The following is an 18,719-nucleotide window of genomic DNA, read 5'->3' on the forward strand; positions in this document are numbered from 1 at the left end:
GATAGCGCCAAGGGAGAAGGATTTTAGAAACCGGTTGGCACATCCTTCATATCTGGCAACTTATGGGCAATACCTTTATGGCAATCAATACAGGTTTTGCCTTCGGCAATGGCCTTATTATGCATTTTCGTTGCCACGGTTTTTTGTGCCGTGAAATCCATATTGTCGAAATTATGGCAGTTACGGCACTCTTGCGAACCATTGGCTTTCATGCGCGCCCACTCATTTTCAGCCATCGTCAGGCGATGTGCTTCAAATTTTTGTGGCGTATCAATTAAACCAAATGTTTTGGCATACAGTTCTTTACTGGCCTTGATTTTTCGCAACATTTTTGGCCCCCACTCGTGGGGCACATGGCAATCTGGGCACGTCGCCTTCACTCCACTGCGGTTGCTGTAGTGGATGGTGCCCATATATTCCTGATAAACATTGTCTTTCATTTCATGGCAACTAATACAGAATTTCTCCGTATTCGCCATCTCCATGCCGGTGTTGAAGCCGCCCCAGAAAATGATGCCACTGACAAAGCCAATCAGCAGTAAAGTCCCGAGCGCCAGTCGGCTAGGCCGACGCCACCACTGCCATATCCTTCGAATAACGCCGGGTTTTTTAGTCTCATTCATAATTTATTCTCACAGTAACCATCTCGCTTATTGACCAAAGCCAGGCGCTGGCTGGAAGCTGTTGCCCACAATTGGCGCAGCATCGGTTTGTGGCACATGGCATTGCAAGCAGAAATAGCGGCGTGGCGATACTTCGCTCGACACTTTGCCATCACGATCAATAAAGTGAGTCGGGCTAACGCGCGGCGCACCGGTGGTGCGGTAATGTTCGACACCGTGACATTGCAGGCAGCGGTTGGTGTTTTTACTGATTTGATAGCCTTCTACACTGTGCGGGATTAGCGGTGGCTGGTTAACATAATTCAGTGCCATCCGCTGTTGCTGTTTTGGCATTTTCACCTTGCCTTCCGCAGTCGCGGAAACTTCCGGTGATTGACTTAAATCCATCTCGACATTGCTGGCCGCAGTGGCAACACCCGCCATCACCAATATCGCCAGTAGCGATATTACGGATAAAAACCGGCGGTTTAATGATTTAATTATCTGCTTATTCATTCTTCTCTCCTGAAAGACACCGTCTTTTCCTGAGTATCCCTGGATGATTTTTATAACAACGGGCAAAACCTGCCCCTAAGGGCAGGCTCCCGTATTACGCGACAACCCGAGCCAATTTTACTGCACACTTTTTGTAGTCAGTTTCTTTGGATAACGGATCGGTGGCATCCAGTGTCAGGTTATTCACCAACTGGGCGGCATCGAAAAATGGCATAAATACCAGCCCTTGTGGCGGACGGTTACGTCCACGGGTTTCCACCAGAGAAATGACTTCGCCACGGCGCGAAATCACCTTCACTTTGTCACCGCGTCGCAAATCACGGGCTTTAGCATCCAGAGGATGAATAAATACGACGGCTTCTGGGAAAGCACGATGCAGTTCCGGCACACGGCGAGTCATGGAACCGGTATGCCAATGCTCCAACACACGCCCAGTGGAAAGCCACAGGTCATATTCATTATCCGGACTTTCGGCGGCGGGTTCGTATGGCAGTGCAAATATCACCGCTTTACCATCAGGTTTGCCATAGAAACGCACTTCCTCACCTTTCGGCACGAAGGGGTCAAAACCTTCACGGTAACGCCAGAGTGTTTCTTTGCCATTCACCACCGGCCAGCGCAGGCCGCGCTCTTGATGGTAAACATCAAAAGGTGCCAGATCATGACCGTGGCCCCGCCCAAAGTCGGCATATTCTTCAAATAACCCTTTTTGCAGATAGAAACCAAAATCACGAGCTTCGTCATTCAGTTGATCCGCAGGGATTTCACTTAATGGGTATTTGCTTACCACATCGTTGGCAAATAGCACGTCATACAGTGTTTTGCCACGGTATTCCGGTTTCTGGTTAATCAGCTCGGCTGGCCACACTTCTTCAACTTTGAAGCGCTTGGCAAACTCAACTATCTGCCACAAATCTGATTTGGCTTCACCGGGAGCAGAGACTTGCTGACGCCAAAATTGGGTGCGACGTTCGGCATTGCCATAAGCGCCTTCTTTTTCCACCCACATGGCGGTGGGTAAGATAAGGTCAGCAGCCAGTGCACTAATGGTCGGATAGGGGTCGGAAACCACAATAAAGTTGCGCGGATCACGCCAGCCCGGCATGCGCTCTTCATTGATATTTGGCCCCGCCTGCATATTGTTGTTACACATCACCCAATAGGCATTGAGGGTGCCGTCTTTCAGCGCCCGGTCTTGTGCCACCGCATGTAAACCGACTTTTTCTGGGATGGTGCCAGCAGGCAACTGCCATTTGGTTTCGGCAATTTGGCGGTGTTTTTCATTGGTCACCACCATGTCAGCTGGCAGGCGGTGGGAGAATGTCCCTACTTCGCGCGCAGTACCGCAAGCAGAAGGTTGACCGGTCAGAGAGAAAGGCCCAGAACCCGGTTTAGAAATTTTGCCGGTTAACAGGTGCAAGTTGTAGCACATGTTATTAGCCCAAACCCCACGGGTGTGCTGGTTAAAGCCCATCGTCCAGTAGGAGACCAATTTCACTTTCGGGTCAGCATAGAGCTGCGCCAGAGATTCCAATTGGTCTTCTGGCACGCCGCTCATTTTTGAGGCTTTTTCCAAGGTGTACTCTGCAACAAAGGCCTTGAAATCATCAAAACTCATGGGCTCAGAGGCATCGCTACCAGGGTTTTTAGCTGCTTTTTCCAGCGGATGCGTCGGGCGTAAACCATAACCGATGTCAGTTGCCCCAAGGCGGAAATTCACATGGCGGTTAAGAAAATCCTGATCAACAGCATTATTTTGAATAATGTAATTGGCGATGTAATTCATGATCACCAAATCAGTCTGTGGGGTAAAGACTATCGGGTTATCGGCCAATTCAAAGCTGCGGTGTTCAAATGTAGAGAGCACGGCAATCCTGACATGTTCATTCGTCAGGCGGCGGCTGGTCATGCGCGACCATAAAATGGGGTGCATTTCCGCCATATTAGAGCCCCAGAGCACGAAGGCATCTGCTTCTTCAATATCATCATAACAACCCATTGGCTCATCCATGCCAAAGGTGCGCATGAAGCCAACCACGGAAGACGCCATGCAATGGCGGGCATTTGGGTCAAGGTTATTGGAACGGAAACCGGCTTTCAGTAATTTAGAGGCCGCGTAGCCTTCCCACACGGTCCATTGGCCGGAACCGAACATGCCCACGGCCGTCGGGCCTTTTTCTTTCAGCGCATTTTTGAATTTCAGTTCCATGATATCAAAGGCTTTTTCCCAACTTATTGGGGTAAAATCGCCTTCTTTATCATATTGACCGTCTTTCATTCGCAGCAGCGGCTGAGTCAGGCGGTCTTTGCCGTACATGATTTTCGGTAGGAAATAGCCTTTCACACAGTTCAACCCGCGGTTGACGGGTGAGTCCGGGTCACCTTGTGATGCCACAATCCGGCCATTTTGTGTTCCGACGAGTACACCACAGCCAGTACCACAGAATCGGCAAGGTGCTTTATCCCATTTGATTGCATTGCTTGTCTCGCCCACAACAGCCTTGGCCACTGTGGGAATGGTCAATCCGGCTGCGGCGGCTGCGGCAACGGCGGCATTGGCCTTCATAAAATCCCGGCGACTGAGTTTCATGGCATTTCCTCACCTTGCTTATCCTGCTGGTGATAAACCAGCGATACCGCCAGCACACCATCCAGGTTTCGTGCTGACTCAATATAATCCAGGAGCACGTCTGAGCGCGCCGCCTGCATAACCACCACCAACTTACCCAGAGCGGCATCACTGGTGGGTATTTCTGTTCCCGGGATAGCCAGCAGGCTGTCGATTAGCTGTGCAATTCGCGCAGGTTTGGCTTGCAGCACTAATCCACAGACATGCCATTCTTTATCTTCCATCTTCACTCCGGGTGAGGGTTACTGCCTGTACAGGGCAACTGGATACGCAGGCACCGCAGCCATTACAGGCAGGAAGGTCTAATTCGGGTTGAGCAATGCCGTTGTGACGTGGGCGAAATGTAATCGCTCGGGTTTCACAACTGTCCTGACAGCTTCGGCATTCAATATTGTGAAAAGGTAAACAGCGCTCTGAGATGTTGATTTTCAGTGACCAGGCAGGCAGCGCCGTTGAGGTAAAAACCTCGGCCTTACACACCTGTACACATGCCTGGCAAAAACTGCACTCAGCACGTTGGAAATCTATTTCGGGGAATCCGCCGCTACCAGCAATCAATACGCCAGTTTCACATGCGGCAACACAGTCATGACAGCGAGTGCAACCCGCGACAAAATCAGCTTCCATTACCGACCAAGGGGGTCGAGTGGCTGAGGGGAGTTGTTTACCTGCTTGCCAAAAGCCAGTCAGCAATTTACGCCGTGATAAATCAGTCATACTGATATCCTTAACATCTGCTGGCGCGCCCGCATGTACTTATTATACCCGTTCATTTGAAAGCCGAATATTTACATCGGAATAATGATAATGATTCTTATTTGTTTTAAATAAAAAAATTCCCCAGTGTTTAGAGATTAAATACAGAATAATGAGTAATAAAATAATTACTCTTTAGGGTTAATTGGGGGTAGATATTGAGCAAGATCAATTAATTTAGTGGTTATTTAGCCGATTTCTCACAGTTAAATCTATTTGCGTTATTTATTTTTTTATACAACGATTTTCTTAATGAGAATAACTATCAAAAAGAAACAAGGGAGAGGTGATTATTTTTCCAGAAAAAATGTTGCAGTTGAATGACTTTGGACTGAATTTTAAACTCAGCACGCCTATTTTCGCGGGTATAAATAAAGATCGAACAGCAACATTTTTATACTATGCGGGAGAATTACAGCAGGAAATCAGTAAGACTGAGGTACACTTTGATCGTGGTTAACTAACAATGATGGATAAAATGGTCAGCTAAATTAAAGACCAGAAATAATCCACGTTCAACAGCCAGACATATACCTAATAGATTTCGAGTTGCAGGTCGGCTGTAACAAATTGACGCCAAGGTGTTGAGATAACTCAATGAGTTGGGTGAGCAATGGCAGCCAACAACCCGCATCTAGAAAGATGGCGGATATAATTTTATCGGTTACAGGGACATTACTCATGACCAACAGTCACACTATTATGATCGTCGACGATCATCCCCTAATGCGTCGGGGTATCAGACAATTACTGGAGCTTGATAGCAGTTTTACTGTTGTTGCTGAAGCCAACAGTGGCAGTGACGCTATTGTCAAAGCAGCCCAATATCAGCCGGATGTCATTCTGCTCGACCTGAATATGAAAGGAATGACCGGGCTGGATACTTTGAAAGCCTTACGCAATGAAGGTATTGATGCACGCGTTATTATTCTAACTGTCTCCGATGCGCGCAGTGATGTATACGCCATGATAGATGCTGGCGCTGATGGGTATCTGCTCAAAGACAGCGAACCGGAAATATTACTGGATAATATCCGCCATGCCGCAAAAGGTGAAAAAGTATTCAGTAATGAGGTCGTGATATATTTATCCTCTCGTCACGAGCAGGTTAATCCTTTTGCTGAATTAACCGAGCGCGAGTTAGATGTGCTGCAAGAGGTGGCGCGGGGGATGTCCAATAAACAAGTGGCCTTTGAGTTACACATTTCAGAGGAAACCGTAAAAGTGCACATCCGTAATTTATTGCGTAAGTTGAATGTGCGGTCTCGTGTAGCGGCAACCATTATGTTTTTAGAAAATAAAAAATATTAGTCTTCGACTGTTATTTAATGGCAACTGAATGATTAGGTTGCTCGATGGCCGCTAAAATAAAATCATGGTTATCATAAATCCATTTTTTATTCAGTGGCCCCCAGTTATCTAACTGGTAAAAACCTGCATTATTTCGCACGCCCTGTTGTACAAACTTCAGAGAAATACCCAAACCGGGCAGTGCTTTCAGAACATCCTGTATCGTTCGCCGCGGCCAGCCAGTCAATTCCATCAAACGCGGCACATTCAGCGCGTCACCACGGCTGATTAACCAGCAAATATAGAGGCGACGGGCAATTACCGGGTTGAGTTCCATAAAATTTTCCTCAGTTAAATGACGGCGATCCTTTTGCTACTTCATATTGCAATCATGCTGGCCGACAGACTGGCTCTCGCGCCAAACATGTTGGGTATAATCAGTGTACTTGATGCCAGAAAAAACACCTGCTAATCCCTCTTTTCTCCCGACAAATGAATTAACTCAGTTATATCGATGTTTTTTACAGGTTCTCCTTATTTTCTTCACGTTTTCCTCCGCATTCCCGCGTAAAGTGCACTGTTGATTTCGCTGTATTGACCCAACGTCATTGGCGTTGCAGGTAAGCGGCCAGCACACATATCCTGCTGGGCTTACTCACGTCAGTGGTTTCGGTGTGCGCGCACAGCTAACACGCCTGTAACTTCACGCACGCAGCGTATGATTTTTTTATATATTTAGAGGCTGGCACTGCATGGCAAATTTTTTCATCGACCGCCCGATTTTTGCCTGGGTATTGGCGATAATTTTGTGTCTTACCGGGGCATTGGCAATCTCAACCTTGCCTGTTGAGCAATACCCGAACCTGGCTCCCCCCAATGTGCGCATCAGTGCTTCATATCCTGGCGCGTCTGCTCAGACATTGGAAAATACCGTCACCCAGGTCATAGAGCAAAGTATGACTGGCCTGGATAACCTGCTGTATATGTCATCGCAAAGCAGCAACTCCGGTAGTGCATCAATCACCCTGACCTTCCAGGCGGGCACCAACCCTAATGAAGCCATGCAGCAGGTTCAGAATCAGTTGCAATCTGCCATTAAAAAACTGCCCCAAGATGTACAACAACAAGGGGTTTCAGTTTCTAAATCAGGTGATAACACCTTGATGATGGTAGCATTTGTCTCTACCGATGGCAGCATGGATAAACAAGATATTGCCGACTACGTCGCCAGTAATCTGCAAGACCCACTGAGCCGCATTGAAGGGGTTGGCAGTATCGACGCCTTTGGCTCGCAATATGCCATGCGTATTTGGCTTGATCCTAATAAACTCAATAATTATCAACTCACTACGCAAGATGTCGTCACTGCAATTCAATCGCAAAATAGCCAGATAGCCGTAGGGCAATTGGGCGGAACACCTTCTGTTGATAACCAGGCCCTGAACGCCACCATTAATGCTCAATCTCAATTACAGACACCAGAACAGTTCAGAGACATAACCCTGCGAGTCAATCAGGACGGCTCATTGGTCACTCTGGGGGAGGTGGCAAAAGTCGAGATGGGGGCCGAGAAATATGACTATCTGAGCCGCTTTAATGGGCAAGCCGCATCAGGCATGAGCATCAAGCTGGCATCCGGTGCCAATGAGTTGCAGACGGATGAATTAGTTAAAGCGCGCATTGCCGAGCTGACCCCCTTTTTCCCGCACGGCCTGGAAGCAAAAATTGCTTATGAAACCACACCCTTTGTAAAAGCCTCTATCAAGGACGTGGTAAAAACATTATTGGAAGCCATCTTATTGGTTTTCTTTGTTATGTATTTGTTTTTACAGAATTTCCGCGCCACATTAATTCCAACCATCGCGGTGCCAGTAGTGCTGTTGGGGACGTTTGCAATCCTGTCCATATTTGGATTCAGCATCAATACCCTCACCTTGTTCGCCATTGTGCTCGCGATAGGTTTGCTGGTCGACGATGCCATCGTGGTGGTCGAAAACGTCGAGCGAGTCATGAGCGAGGAAGGCCTTGATCCGCGAGAAGCGACTCGAAAATCTATGGGGCAAATTCAGGGCGCACTGGTCGGTATCGCCTTGGTATTGTCAGCGGTATTTATTCCGATGGCCTTCTTCGGGGGAACCACCGGCGCTATTTATCGCCAGTTTTCGATTACTATCGTCTCAGCTATGGTGCTCTCGGTATTGGTGGCATTGATTCTCACCCCAGCACTTTGCGCCACTATGCTCAAGCCCATCAAAGCCGGGCACCATCAGGCCAAAGGCGGTTTCTTTGGCTGGTTTAACCGCACATTTGACCGCAGCGCTCGCAGTTACGAACGTGGTGTCGCACGTGTTTTACACCACAGCTTGCGTTATATGCTGTTGTATTTACTGCTGTTAGGTGGATTAGCGCTATTATTTCTCAAGTTACCAACCTCTTTCTTACCCTTGGAAGACCGTGGTGTCTTTATGGCGCAGGTACAGCTTCCCGTCGGCTCAACCCAGCAACAAACACTGCGAGTGGTCGAGAAAGTAGAAAACTATTTCCTGACAGCAGAGAAAGATAACGTGCTGTCGGTGTTTGCTACTGTGGGTTCTGGCCCCGGCGGTAACGGCCAAAATGTGGCGCGTTTGTTTATTCGTCTGACCGACTGGGAACAGCGCAAAAACAGCCAAGACTCTTCCTTTGCCATTATTGAACGCGCGACCAAAGTCTTTAATAAAATTGCCGAAGCCAGAGTCTCAGTCAGTAGCCCACCGGCCATTTCTGGCTTGGGTGGCTCCTCCGGTTTTGATATGGAGCTACAAGACCACGGCGGTTTGGGCCACGAAAAACTGATGGCCGCCCGTGACCAACTGCTGCAAATGGCATCGCAAGACCCGGCCCTAACCCGGGTGCGGCATAATGGCCTGGACGATAGCCCACAATTGCAAATCGATATTGACCAACACAAAGCACGCGCTCTGGGGGTGTCATTGGATGATATTAACAACACACTTAAAACTGCGTGGGGGTCGACTTACGTTAATGACTTTGTTGATCGCGGTCGGGTGAAAAAAGTCTATGTGCAATCAGAAGCCACCGCCCGCATGTTGCCGGAAGACGTCAACAAATGGTATGTGCGCAATAATAACGGCAGCATGGTGCCTTTCTCCGCATTCTCTACCACCCGCTGGGAATATGGTTCACCACGGCTGGAGCGCTACAATGGCTATTCCGCACTCGAAATCGTCGGCGAAGCCGCTCCGGGCGTCAGTACCGGCACCGCCATGAATGTAATGGAAGATTTGGTCCAAAAACTGCCGGCCGGGTTTGGTCTGGAATGGACTGGCATGTCTTATCAAGAGCGGTTATCCGGCTCACAAGCCCCTGCCCTCTATGCTATTTCGCTGTTGGTGGTGTTCTTGTGTTTGGCCGCATTATATGAGAGTTGGTCAATCCCATTCTCGGTGATGTTAGTGGTGCCACTCGGGGTGATTGGGGCGGTTGCCGCCACCTGGATGCGCGGTCTGGAGAATGACGTTTATTTCCAGGTGGGTTTACTGACCATCATCGGGTTATCAGCCAAAAATGCCATCTTAATTGTCGAGTTTGCCAGTGAATTGAACAATAAAGGCAAAGATTTGGTGGAGGCGACATTAGAAGCTTCCCGCCAGCGATTAAGACCTATCCTGATGACATCATTGGCATTTATCTTTGGTGTATTGCCAATGGCGATCAGTCAGGGGGCGGGGTCTGGCAGCCAGCATGCCGTAGGTACCGGGGTGATGGGCGGGATGATTTCTGCGACCGTGCTGGCCATTTTCTTTGTCCCGCTGTTCTTTGTCTTGGTGCGCCGCCGCTTCCCGGGCAAACCACCACGGGCTAAAGAGCAAGAATAAATCGCGGTTTCAAGGGAAAGACGCAAGTAAACGCATCCCGATGAGCTGACTCAAGTCAGTGATTCGGGTGCGCGCGCGCAGCTAACACTCTGTGGTTTCAAGGGAAAAGACAATAGCCAAAGTCATTGGAATCACAGGTAGGCGGCAAGTAAACGCATCCCGATGAGCTGACTCAAGTCAGTAATTCGGGTGCGTGCGCGCAGCTAACACCCCTGTGGTTTCAAGGACGAAGGATATAAAAAAGGCAGAAACTTTAGAAGCTCTGCCTTTCTGCGAGCGATAACTCGCCCCCTGGATATTTATCAATAAAACAACAAAAAGATAATAATTCTTACTGCTGGTTTATTTACTTATGCCTTACGCAGCATAGCATCGATAAACTCTTTCCACGTGCCTAACTCGAAATCAACCATAACGTCCTCTCTAATAAACGCGAATAATTATACGCCTATTTTTTGATCATTCAAAATAGGCGACCGACTATTTAATAATCAAAGTGAGATCTCTTGCAGAAATATTGAAATTGGATGATTTACGGAGTAGCGTGCTGAGATAAATAGGGGCGAATGCGATTTTTTGACCCGCCCGTTATTGGCAACATACAGAGCAAAACCATGAAACACTCAATTGATTCGCTAAAAGAGCTGGGTCGCTATGATGATGCGGTGGCCATGGCGCAAAAGTTACTGCGCAGCTCACCGGATAACCCCAGCCTGCTGTATAAAATCGCCTCCCTTTATGATGTGCAAGGGCTTGAGTTACAAGCAATTCCATTTTACCGGGCAGCTATAGAGCATAATCTAGCGGGTCAGGAGTTACAGGAAGCCTATCTGGGATTGGGCAGCACCTACCGGGCGTTGGGCTTATATCAGGCATCCTTAGATACTTTTGATGCTGCATTGGCCTGTTTCCCACAAGCAAAAGAAATAACCTTATTTCGGGCCATGACGCTGTACAATCTCGGCGAATCCAAAGAAGCGGTCGCGGCATTATTGTTACTGCTGGCGGAGACCTCAAATCATCAGGACATCAGCCTCTACCAAAAAGCCATCCGCCAATATGCGGCTGACCTTGACCGCATTGGCTAAACCCTTGGGCCGCAGTTACCTATTTACCCACTAATCTGCCCATCGCCGTCTGGATCAAAACCTCATTTTCCCGCATTATGGGCAAATCGCTCCCCTTGAGCTGGGCAGTCGCATAAGTGGCTGTCCTGATTTGTCATTCTAGCCGAGGTATTATTTTTCCATGTCTGATAACCCAGCAACCCCATCATTGCGCCTTTATGGCATTAAAAATTGTGACACCATAAAAAAGGCCCGCCGCTGGCTGGAAGAACAAGGTATTGCCTATCAATTTCACGACTATCGCGTGGATGGATTGAGTGACGATCTCCTGCAAGGTTTTATCAATAAACTGGGATGGGAGCCGCTGTTGAATACCCGTGGCACCACCTGGCGTAAATTACCGCCAGCCCAACGTGAGGCCATTATTGATGCTCAAACCGCTAAAGTGCTGATGCTTGAACAGCCGGCGATAATCAAACGCCCGCTGCTGGAAGCCGCCAATGGCGCGATGTTACTGGGCTTCAGTATTGAAACTTACCAAAATTTTATTCAACAAAATCAAATCGCTACTGAGGTGCAATAACATGACTTGTCCGGTAATCGACCTGGCCCAACAACTGATTAAGCGCCCATCGCTCAGCCCTAATGATGCGGGATGCCAGGAGATAATCATTCAGCGCCTGGAAGCGATAGGTTTTGTTATCGAACCCATGAATTTTGGCGATACCCTCAATTTCTGGGCATGGCGTGGTGAAGGTGAAACACTCGCATTTGCTGGCCATACTGATGTGGTGCCGACCGGTGATGAAAGCCATTGGCATAGCCCACCATTTGAGCCAACTATCCGCGATGGCATGCTATATGGCCGTGGTGCTGCCGATATGAAAGGCTCCCTGGCCGCGATGGTGGTTGCCGCAGAGCGCTTTGTTGCCGCGCATCCTGACCATAAAGGCCGCTTGGCATTTATGATAACTTCGGATGAAGAAGCCAAGGCGATTAATGGCACGGTAAAAGTGGTTAATGCTTTGATGGCGCGCAATGAGCGGCTGGATTATTGTCTGGTCGGTGAACCATCCAGTACTGACCGCGTCGGCGATGTGGTGAAAAATGGCCGCCGCGGCTCCATTACCGCCAACTTACATATTCATGGTATTCAAGGACATGTGGCCTATCCTCATCTGGCTGACAACCCGGTTCACCGCGCAATACCTGCCCTGAATGAACTGGTTGCCACCCAATGGGATGAGGGCAATGAATTCTTCCCCGCCACCAGCATGCAGATAGCCAACTTGCACGCCGGAACTGGCAGCAATAACGTGATCCCCGGTGAATTCTATGTGCAGTTCAACTTCCGCTTTAGCACTGAGCTGACCGACAGCATGATTAAACAGCGGGTTGAGGCTTTATTGGAACGCCATCAACTCAATTACACTTTAGACTGGGTGCTCTCTGGCCAACCTTTCCTCACCGCGCGTGGCAAACTGGTTGATGCCGTGGTGAATGCTGTTGAGCATTACACCGAAATCACCCCACAGTTACTGACTACCGGTGGCACCTCGGATGGCCGGTTTATCGCCTTAATGGGCGCGCAAGTGGTTGAACTGGGGCCCGTGAATGCCACTATCCATAAAGTGAATGAATGCGTTCATGCGGCTGATTTACAACTGCTTAGCCGGATGTATCAGCGGGTCATGGAGCAACTCATTGCATGATAACGTCACAAATGCTGACCGGGCGCTCGACGGAACATTTAGTCCTGTTATCCGGTAACCACCGGATGCAACCGCAAGCCGTCGCGGCCTTTCAGGCCATGCAGCAAGCGGCTAAAATGGCCGGTTTTGATTTACAGCCCGCCAGCACTTTTCGCGATTTTGACCGCCAATTAGCGATCTGGAATGGTAAATTTCGCGGCGAGCGACCAGTATTAGATAAGGACAGTCAGCCGATAGATATTTCTCAGTTAGATGCTGGCGCGCGCTGTGAAGCTATTTTGCGCTGGTCTGCCCTGCCGGGGGCCAGCCGTCACCATTGGGGCAGTGATTTAGATATTTACGACCCATCACTGCTGCCCGCGCAGGCAAAATTACAACTGGAACCCTGGGAATATCTCTCTGGCGGGTATTTTTATCCACTAACCCAATGGCTTGATGCCAATATGGCTGAATTCGGTTTTTACCGGCCCTTCAGTCAGGATACTGGTGGTGTCGCCGCCGAGCCTTGGCATCTAAGTTACCGCCCACTGGCAGCAACAGCAGAACATTTGCTGACACCCGCCATCCTACTGGAAGCTTGGCAGTCACAAGATGTGGCGGGCAGTGAGTGGCTTACATGCCATTTACCTATGATTTTTTCACGATTTATAGCCATATCCCAATAGATTTCAAGCGGTAGTCAATATGACTGTGATTTGAATTAAGGCGGGGAAAAGGAATTTTACTATGCATTGGTTAGCAGATTACTGGTGGATTTTTCTTATCCTGTTGGCGGGTATTATCTTAAACGGCGTCAAAGAGTTACGCCGTCTTGATCATAAACGTTTTTTGAACAATAAGCCGGAGTTACCTCCTCATCGCGACAATAATGCGCAATGGGATGATGACGAAGATTGGCCGGATAAGAACAAGAAAAAGTAAGTCGGTGTAGCGTCGCATCAGACGAAGGGGGCCATCCCCCTTCGCTAGGGCTAATTATCTGACTGAAATATCCTGACGCAGATGCCCGATAGCCCATTCCAACATGGGCTGATTAATGCCGTGCCCGGTATGGGCTGCCAAGTCTAGAGTGACCTGGTTACCTAAAGCCAGTAAACTGCTGGCTGCGGCTTTGGCATGCTCGACCCCAATAACCCCATCTTGTTCGCCATGAATCAGATGAATCACCACATCAGATAGCGGTTTTTGTGGCAAAGTGGCAAAACGCCCACTGAACCCGATGACCTGCCGAGCTAATTGTGGCTGCGCCTTCACGCCCTCCAATGCCATGATAGTGCCCTGTGAGAAACCCACTAATGTGGTCTGCGCTGCATCAAGACCACTTTGCTGCTGCCAATGGCGCACAGTCGCAATAAATTGTGGCATCACATCATCAATACGCCCCTGACGGCTCTGCTCAGTAATCCCTTGAACTGAAAACCACTGCCGGCCATTACCCATGCCGCTGGCAAAAGGCCCATCAATACTGACCACCAAGGCCAGAGGAAAAGCCTGCGCAAAATGGCTACCGACCGGTGCCATTCCTGCGGCGCTGTCACCAACGCCATGAAACAATAAAATTAAGTGCTCTGGTTTTACCGGTTGCTGCACCACAATATTCTGCTGACTCATTGGGGAACCTTTATTCGTCAAGTCACTATAAAATTACTATACGCGGTTGGTTTGATAGAGATATTGGGTTTTATTGATAAAGTTAGTGGGTATTTTTGATGATGCAGTTTGCCCCCAAACCAGAAAACTTAAACTACTGGCTAGCCAAGGTTTTCATTAACTCCGCCTTAATAACATCAACCGCCGCCATCCCCTGTGCGGCTTCCTGCCGCCACTGTGTGACCAGCGCTTTGCGCCCAGTTAATCTAAGATTATCAACAATTTCTGCTGGCGAAATACCCTGCTGCAAATATTGCCGCAATGCTGGCAGAGGTAACTCAGTCTGCAATAATAGCCGCTGCAATGCCGGTAAACTGGCCTCTATTGGGCGAAAATAACTCGCAAATCCGCTCAGTTCCCGCCAGTCATCGTCATTTAGGCCGCTATCGATAGATTCCGGTGGGGCTAGCGAAGATGGCGTAGCCAAATCAATCCATTGCTGCAACCAATACCAATCGCGCGCTAATTGCTGCCGTGCTGAGTCGCACAGCGCATGCCCATCACAACTCAAGGGTAATATCGCCATAGCAGCATAACAGCCGCTACTGGCTTCTCTATGGCTGCCAATGCGCACCAGATGAAACCCACAGGCGAGCCAAAATGCCTCTAACTCTGCGGTATAACCAAAGCTAACGGAAAGAAAATCAAGATTATCCTGACGTGCACGGGCCTGTTCAGCGCCAATCATTTGGCGGGCAATACCTTGTCGTCGCCATGATGGCGCTACCGCTATCCGACTAATTCGTCGCGACAGTAAGGTTGGCGCTTGCCATTGCCCACTGTGAGCTGCCAGCGATTGCGCCACTAAGCTGCCTTTCGGCCGCCGCCTGCCAGCCCACACATCCTGAGCTAATGCGCTATTCAGGCCGCCCTCATCCACCAGCCACAATGCACCAATGACTGCACCCGCCGCATTCGCTTGCAAAAAATGCATGCCCGGCGCATCCAATAAACGCCGTAAATCAAGGGGGGTGGTGCGGTAGTGGGCGCTGGAGAGCAAACCATAGAAACACCGCAGTAATGCCGGTTGCTCCAACCAATCGCGCTGCTCGCAGGCCATAATTTCGATATTGGCACCAGGAAGCTGGGCCGCAGGGCGTTGTTCATTAAACAACATGATGTCATCCACTACCCGCTCCAGTGGATCATTACTAGCCCAGCGAATGGGGTCTGTCAGTGTTAAATGATGCCAATCACTCAAAGTGGCGCAAAACTTCAATAGAAAGCCGCGCCCCGTACCTTCGTAACCCTGCACCGTGGTGGTTAATAATGCCCGAGGGAAGTAGGCCAGAAGCGCCGAAACTAATGCGGTGGGGATAGCCGCAGCCTCATCAATCAATAACCAGTCGACATCACTGACATCATTTACTCGGCAATAATCCAATAGCGCATCTGGCGCCCAAAATTGGGCTTGCTCCCCAGCTTGCTGACTCAAAACCTGTGTCGCCGCTTTGCCAGGCCCAGTGACCCAGCAGTTACCCGGCCAGGATGCCACCAACATTCCGGCAAGGGTGGATTTACCCCGCCCACGGGCAGCCGTCAGCACCCAAGCGCCTTTCCTCGCCTGCATAAGCTGTTGAAGAATCGCCTGTTGTTCCAAGGTAGGAGTGCCATCAGGTGGCTGCCAGTTGGGGTGGGAAGGCCATATTGGCTGAGGGCACGGCTGCCCCTGTCGCCATAAAATAACATCGGGATCCGCCAGTAGCTGGCGCTGTAAATGGTGAATAAAGTTCGGCGTTATGATTGGCACACTTTGCTCACTCCAGCGCAAACTGTCGTTATCGGGCAAATGAGGCCAACAATCCCACTCGGGCACTAACAGCACCAGCCAGCTCCCAGCCTGTAATGTTCCAGCCAGTATCGCCAAGGCTTCAGTATTCAGGCCTTCAGTTGCGTCAAAAACCCCGTGTAACCCTTCTTGCCCCAGCAAGGTTTTGGCCGCCGTCGGGAGAATACCTGTGGTGTCTGGCGGTAAACTTTCCCCTATCCACAACCAATCCCCCGCTAATTGCTGGCGCAAAATCTGCGCCTGTTGCCGCGCCCAATCAGCCCCACCACTGAGCACCAATAAGCGCCGAATGCCCTGCTGTGCCAGCACCGATTGGCCGGCAATCATCGCCTTCATCACGTTAGGATTTGCCGATGACTAACGAAAGCAACCCGGCGGCAATCAATGGCCCGACCGGTACCCCGCGAAACAGCGCCACGCCCAAGACTGTCCCGACCAATAAGCCCGCAACCACTGACGGCTGGTGTGTCATCAAAGAGACTCCGCGCCCGCCAAGCCAAGAAACCGCGACCCCGACCACAATAGCTAATATCGACTTCCACTGAACAAAGGAGTGCAATACCTCACTGGCGCTGATTTTCCCACTGGCAATCGGCGTCATCACACCAATGGTCAGGATTAATATCCCGATGGTTAAGCCGTATTTTTCAATCCAAGGGAAAAACTGATTTAGGGGAGTAATACGAACGGCGATAAGTGCCAGAAGAGCTAATGTCACTGTCATGTTGTGGCTGATAATACCCAGTCCAGCCAGGACTAACAGGATTAATAAAGTTGGATCAAGAGCGGCCATGGTTATCCCTGCCTTGCAATAAAATACCGGCACCGAGCGCGCCGGTAAAAAGAAAGTGGTCTTATGATAGTCTCTGCTTAGCGGTGCTTCTAGCGCTATTAGCGGTTGGCAAAGGTGTTGCAGCTATTAGGATCACCACTGTCGAAACCGCGTTTAAACCAGGTGTAGCGCTGCGCCGAAGTGCCGTGAGTGAAGCTATCCGGCACCACACGCCCTTGGCTTTGTTGCTGTAATCGGTCATCACCAATGGCCTGTGCGGCATTTAAAGCTTCTTGTAAATCACCGACTTCCAGCACATTTTGCTCTTCCATCGCTTTGCCCCACACACCGGCAAAGCAGTCCGCCTGTAATTCCATCTTGACTGATAAGCGGTTGGCTTGGGCCTGAGAGGCACCTTGCTGTTGCTGGCGCACTTGGGTATCAATCCCCATTAAATGCTGCACATGGTGCCCAACTTCGTGCGCAATAACATAGGCTTGAGCAAAATCGCCCCCAGCACCCAGCTTCGTTTTCATATCATCATAAAAAGAGAGGTCGATATAAACCGTGCTGTCTGCCGGGCAATAAAACGGCCCCATTACCGACTGCCCCGTACCACAGCCCGTGCGGGTGGCACCACGGTACATCACCAATTTAGGTTCCTGATAGGCACGCCCCATCTTTTGAAAGATAGGTTTCCAGGTGTCTTCGGTATCCGCCAAAATGACCGAAGTAAATTTGGCATCTTGGTCATCTTTCGCACTAATAGAATGTGGTGAGCCCTGCCGTGTCTGGGTTTGTGGTATTGGATCACTGCCATTTAATAGCGGGGTCAGGTCAACGCCATAGTAGCCAGCCACCAGCACCACAATCAAGATGACCAGACCACCTTTGCCCCCGATCGGCGGGCGAAATCCCCCCCCGCCCCCGGATGAATCACCACGTCTGTCTTCTACATTGTCACTTTCACGACGACCTTGCCAACGCATAGCTTTGCTCCCAGAATTATTCTTTACATATTATCGTAGGAAATCCGCGAGGCTAATACCATTAAAAGCGAAAATGATTGGCACTGTTGGGGAGATTGCTTTCAGATGCGCACTCAAGGCCCGGTTGCGATGCAGCCAGACGGCAAGTGACGGACAAATTGGGCGGGAACTGATTTGAACCGCATGGCTGCGAAAACACAGGGGAGATAGAGGCTATCTCCCCTTCGGGCAGTTACGACAAAAACGTAATCGATTGCGCGGTTAGTCTAATTTTACGCCAATACGGTGTGCAACTTCTTCGTAGGCTTCAATCAAACCACCCAAACTTTGGCGGTAACGGTCTTTATCCATTTTGTTCAAGGTTTGCTTATCCCACAAACGGCTGCCATCAGGAGAGAATTCATCACCCAATACCACTTCACCATTAAACAGGCCGAATTCCAGTTTGAAGTCCACCAAGATTAAACCAGCATCATCAAACAGCTTGCTCAGTACGTCATTGGCCAAATAGCTCAGCTCTTTCATCCGTGCTAATTGTGCTTCTGTCGCCCAGCCAAACGTTTTGCAATATGACTCATTAACCATCGGGTCATGCATGGCGTCATTTTTCAAAAACAAATCAAACAGCGGTGGGTTCAGTTGCAAACCTTCTTCGATACCGAGGCGTTTTACCAAAGAGCCCGCAGCACGGTTACGAATAACACACTCCACTGGGATCATATCCAGCTTTTTCACTAGCACTTCGGTGTCTGACAACAAACGTTCCATCTGAGTAGGAATGCCGGCTTCTTCCAATTTAGCCATAATGAAATGGTTAAATTTGTTGTTTACCATGCCTTTACGATCGAACTGCTCAATGCGCTGACCATCCAGTGCTGACGTATCGTTGCGGAACTCCAATACCAATAGGTCAGGATTTTCGGTGGTATAGACGGTTTTCGCCTTGCCACGATACAACTCAGCTAGCTTTTGCATCTTATTACTCCAGTAACTTTGTTAAGTAAGACAATCTTCGAGAAATAGATTCTTTGATAAATACGCTTTGATAAATAAAGGGGCCGAAGCCCCT

18 protein-coding genes are annotated in these 18,719 nt (G+C 49.5%); 7 read left to right on the forward strand and 11 right to left on the reverse strand.

From position 1 onward, the window contains the following. Positions 1-23 precede the first annotated feature (23 nt). From napC to napF, 5 genes are all read right to left on the reverse strand, one after another. Entirely contained in the window at positions 24-623 is a 600-nt protein-coding gene (gene napC / locus YROHD0001_RS04885; RefSeq protein WP_004715707.1) for a cytochrome c-type protein NapC, read from the reverse strand. Between the two features lie 27 nt (positions 624-650). Further along, complete coding sequence (napB, locus tag YROHD0001_RS04880) at positions 651-1,118, reverse strand: nitrate reductase cytochrome c-type subunit (RefSeq protein ID WP_004715708.1); 468 nt, start codon at positions 1,116-1,118, stop codon at positions 651-653. Between the two features lie 94 nt (positions 1,119-1,212). Then, a complete protein-coding gene (napA, locus tag YROHD0001_RS04875; RefSeq protein WP_032817450.1) occupies positions 1,213-3,708 on the reverse strand; it encodes a nitrate reductase catalytic subunit NapA in 2,496 nt (831 codons plus the stop codon). Then, complete coding sequence (gene napD, locus YROHD0001_RS04870) at positions 3,705-3,971, reverse strand: chaperone NapD (protein ID WP_032817452.1); 267 nt, start codon at positions 3,969-3,971, stop codon at positions 3,705-3,707. The genes napA and napD overlap by 4 nt, the downstream gene beginning before the upstream one ends. Further along, positions 3,961-4,464 carry a ferredoxin-type protein NapF gene (gene napF / locus YROHD0001_RS04865; protein WP_004715711.1) on the reverse strand — a complete coding sequence of 168 codons (504 nt, stop codon included), beginning with the start codon at positions 4,462-4,464 and terminating at the stop codon, positions 3,961-3,963. Before napF ends, napD begins: the two co-directional genes overlap by 11 nt. A 720-nt stretch (positions 4,465-5,184) precedes the next feature. Here napF and YROHD0001_RS04860 point away from each other — a divergent pair. Continuing rightward, complete coding sequence (locus YROHD0001_RS04860) at positions 5,185-5,814, forward strand: response regulator (protein ID WP_032817471.1); 630 nt, start codon at positions 5,185-5,187, stop codon at positions 5,812-5,814. 10 nt (positions 5,815-5,824) lie between these two features. Here the strand turns inward: YROHD0001_RS04860 and YROHD0001_RS04855 are convergent, their stop codons facing one another. Further along, a complete protein-coding gene (locus YROHD0001_RS04855; protein ID WP_004715714.1) occupies positions 5,825-6,130 on the reverse strand; it encodes a winged helix-turn-helix domain-containing protein in 306 nt (101 codons plus the stop codon). A 415-nt stretch (positions 6,131-6,545) separates the two neighbouring features. Here YROHD0001_RS04855 and acrD point away from each other — a divergent pair, with 415 nt between their 5' ends. From acrD to YROHD0001_RS04825, 6 genes are all read left to right on the forward strand, one after another. Then, positions 6,546-9,671 carry a multidrug efflux RND transporter permease AcrD gene (gene acrD / locus YROHD0001_RS04850; protein ID WP_004715715.1) on the forward strand — a complete coding sequence of 1,042 codons (3,126 nt, stop codon included), beginning with the start codon at positions 6,546-6,548 and terminating at the stop codon, positions 9,669-9,671. 614 nt (positions 9,672-10,285) lie between these two features. Further along, the gene (locus tag YROHD0001_RS04845; RefSeq protein WP_032817473.1) at positions 10,286-10,759 is read left to right on the forward strand and encodes a tetratricopeptide repeat protein; all 474 of its coding nucleotides are present in this window, start codon (positions 10,286-10,288) and stop codon (positions 10,757-10,759) included. Positions 10,760-10,919: 160 nt separating this feature from the next. Beyond that, positions 10,920-11,321: an ArsC family reductase gene (locus YROHD0001_RS04840; RefSeq protein ID WP_004715717.1), complete on the forward strand. Its 402-nt coding sequence runs from the start codon at positions 10,920-10,922 to the stop codon at positions 11,319-11,321. 1 nt (position 11,322) lies between these two features. Beyond that, complete coding sequence (gene dapE / locus YROHD0001_RS04835; RefSeq protein WP_004715718.1) at positions 11,323-12,450, forward strand: succinyl-diaminopimelate desuccinylase; 1,128 nt, start codon at positions 11,323-11,325, stop codon at positions 12,448-12,450. A gap of 11 nt (positions 12,451-12,461) precedes the next feature. Next, positions 12,462-13,115 carry a M15 family metallopeptidase gene (locus YROHD0001_RS04830; protein ID WP_004715719.1) on the forward strand — a complete coding sequence of 218 codons (654 nt, stop codon included), beginning with the start codon at positions 12,462-12,464 and terminating at the stop codon, positions 13,113-13,115. Between the two features lie 61 nt (positions 13,116-13,176). Next, positions 13,177-13,371, forward strand: a complete 195-nt coding sequence (locus YROHD0001_RS04825; protein WP_004715720.1) for a YpfN family protein — start codon at positions 13,177-13,179, stop codon at positions 13,369-13,371. Positions 13,372-13,425: 54 nt separating this feature from the next. Here the strand turns inward: YROHD0001_RS04825 and ypfH are convergent, their stop codons facing one another. The 5 genes from ypfH to purC all read right to left on the reverse strand — a co-directional run bounded on the left by ypfH (position 13,426) and on the right by purC (position 18,625). Beyond that, positions 13,426-14,061, reverse strand: a complete 636-nt coding sequence (gene ypfH / locus YROHD0001_RS04820; protein WP_004715721.1) for an esterase — start codon at positions 14,059-14,061, stop codon at positions 13,426-13,428. Between the two features lie 133 nt (positions 14,062-14,194). Further along, positions 14,195-16,225, reverse strand: a complete 2,031-nt coding sequence (locus tag YROHD0001_RS04815; RefSeq protein ID WP_004715722.1) for a tRNA(Met) cytidine acetyltransferase TmcA — start codon at positions 16,223-16,225, stop codon at positions 14,195-14,197. 4 nt (positions 16,226-16,229) lie between these two features. Next, positions 16,230-16,682: a DUF441 domain-containing protein gene (locus YROHD0001_RS04810; RefSeq protein ID WP_004715723.1), complete on the reverse strand. Its 453-nt coding sequence runs from the start codon at positions 16,680-16,682 to the stop codon at positions 16,230-16,232. A gap of 98 nt (positions 16,683-16,780) precedes the next feature. Continuing rightward, positions 16,781-17,650, reverse strand: a complete 870-nt coding sequence (gene ypfJ, locus YROHD0001_RS04805) for a KPN_02809 family neutral zinc metallopeptidase (RefSeq protein WP_004715724.1) — start codon at positions 17,648-17,650, stop codon at positions 16,781-16,783. 261 nt (positions 17,651-17,911) lie between these two features. Continuing rightward, positions 17,912-18,625, reverse strand: coding sequence for a phosphoribosylaminoimidazolesuccinocarboxamide synthase (gene purC / locus YROHD0001_RS04800; RefSeq protein ID WP_004715725.1), 714 nt, complete (start codon positions 18,623-18,625; stop codon positions 17,912-17,914). Positions 18,626-18,719: the final 94 nt, after the last annotated feature.

Origin of the sequence: Yersinia rohdei ATCC 43380, assembly GCF_000173775.1 — a bacterium.
GTDB lineage: Bacteria > Pseudomonadota > Gammaproteobacteria > Enterobacterales > Enterobacteriaceae > Yersinia > Yersinia rohdei.

Bases quoted from the DNA above. Each gene is read 5' to 3' on its own strand.
- napC (WP_004715707.1), bottom strand. From the start codon at position 623: ATGAATGAGACTAAAAAACCCGGCGTTATTCGAAGGATATGGCAGTGG.
- napB (WP_004715708.1), bottom strand. From the start codon at position 1,118: ATGAATAAGCAGATAATTAAATCATTAAACCGCCGGTTTTTATCCGTA.
- napA (WP_032817450.1), bottom strand. From the start codon at position 3,708: ATGAAACTCAGTCGCCGGGATTTTATGAAGGCCAATGCCGCCGTTGCC.
- napD (WP_032817452.1), bottom strand. From the start codon at position 3,971: ATGGAAGATAAAGAATGGCATGTCTGTGGATTAGTGCTGCAAGCCAAA.
- napF (WP_004715711.1), bottom strand. From the start codon at position 4,464: ATGACTGATTTATCACGGCGTAAATTGCTGACTGGCTTTTGGCAAGCA.
- YROHD0001_RS04860 (WP_032817471.1), top strand. From the start codon at position 5,185: ATGACCAACAGTCACACTATTATGATCGTCGACGATCATCCCCTAATG.
- YROHD0001_RS04855 (WP_004715714.1), bottom strand. From the start codon at position 6,130: ATGGAACTCAACCCGGTAATTGCCCGTCGCCTCTATATTTGCTGGTTA.
- acrD (WP_004715715.1), top strand. From the start codon at position 6,546: ATGGCAAATTTTTTCATCGACCGCCCGATTTTTGCCTGGGTATTGGCG.
- YROHD0001_RS04845 (WP_032817473.1), top strand. From the start codon at position 10,286: ATGAAACACTCAATTGATTCGCTAAAAGAGCTGGGTCGCTATGATGAT.
- YROHD0001_RS04840 (WP_004715717.1), top strand. From the start codon at position 10,920: ATGTCTGATAACCCAGCAACCCCATCATTGCGCCTTTATGGCATTAAA.
- dapE (WP_004715718.1), top strand. From the start codon at position 11,323: ATGACTTGTCCGGTAATCGACCTGGCCCAACAACTGATTAAGCGCCCA.
- YROHD0001_RS04830 (WP_004715719.1), top strand. From the start codon at position 12,462: ATGCTGACCGGGCGCTCGACGGAACATTTAGTCCTGTTATCCGGTAAC.
- YROHD0001_RS04825 (WP_004715720.1), top strand. From the start codon at position 13,177: ATGCATTGGTTAGCAGATTACTGGTGGATTTTTCTTATCCTGTTGGCG.
- ypfH (WP_004715721.1), bottom strand. From the start codon at position 14,061: ATGAGTCAGCAGAATATTGTGGTGCAGCAACCGGTAAAACCAGAGCAC.
- YROHD0001_RS04815 (WP_004715722.1), bottom strand. From the start codon at position 16,225: ATGAAGGCGATGATTGCCGGCCAATCGGTGCTGGCACAGCAGGGCATT.
- YROHD0001_RS04810 (WP_004715723.1), bottom strand. From the start codon at position 16,682: ATGGCCGCTCTTGATCCAACTTTATTAATCCTGTTAGTCCTGGCTGGA.
- ypfJ (WP_004715724.1), bottom strand. From the start codon at position 17,650: ATGCGTTGGCAAGGTCGTCGTGAAAGTGACAATGTAGAAGACAGACGT.
- purC (WP_004715725.1), bottom strand. From the start codon at position 18,625: ATGCAAAAGCTAGCTGAGTTGTATCGTGGCAAGGCGAAAACCGTCTAT.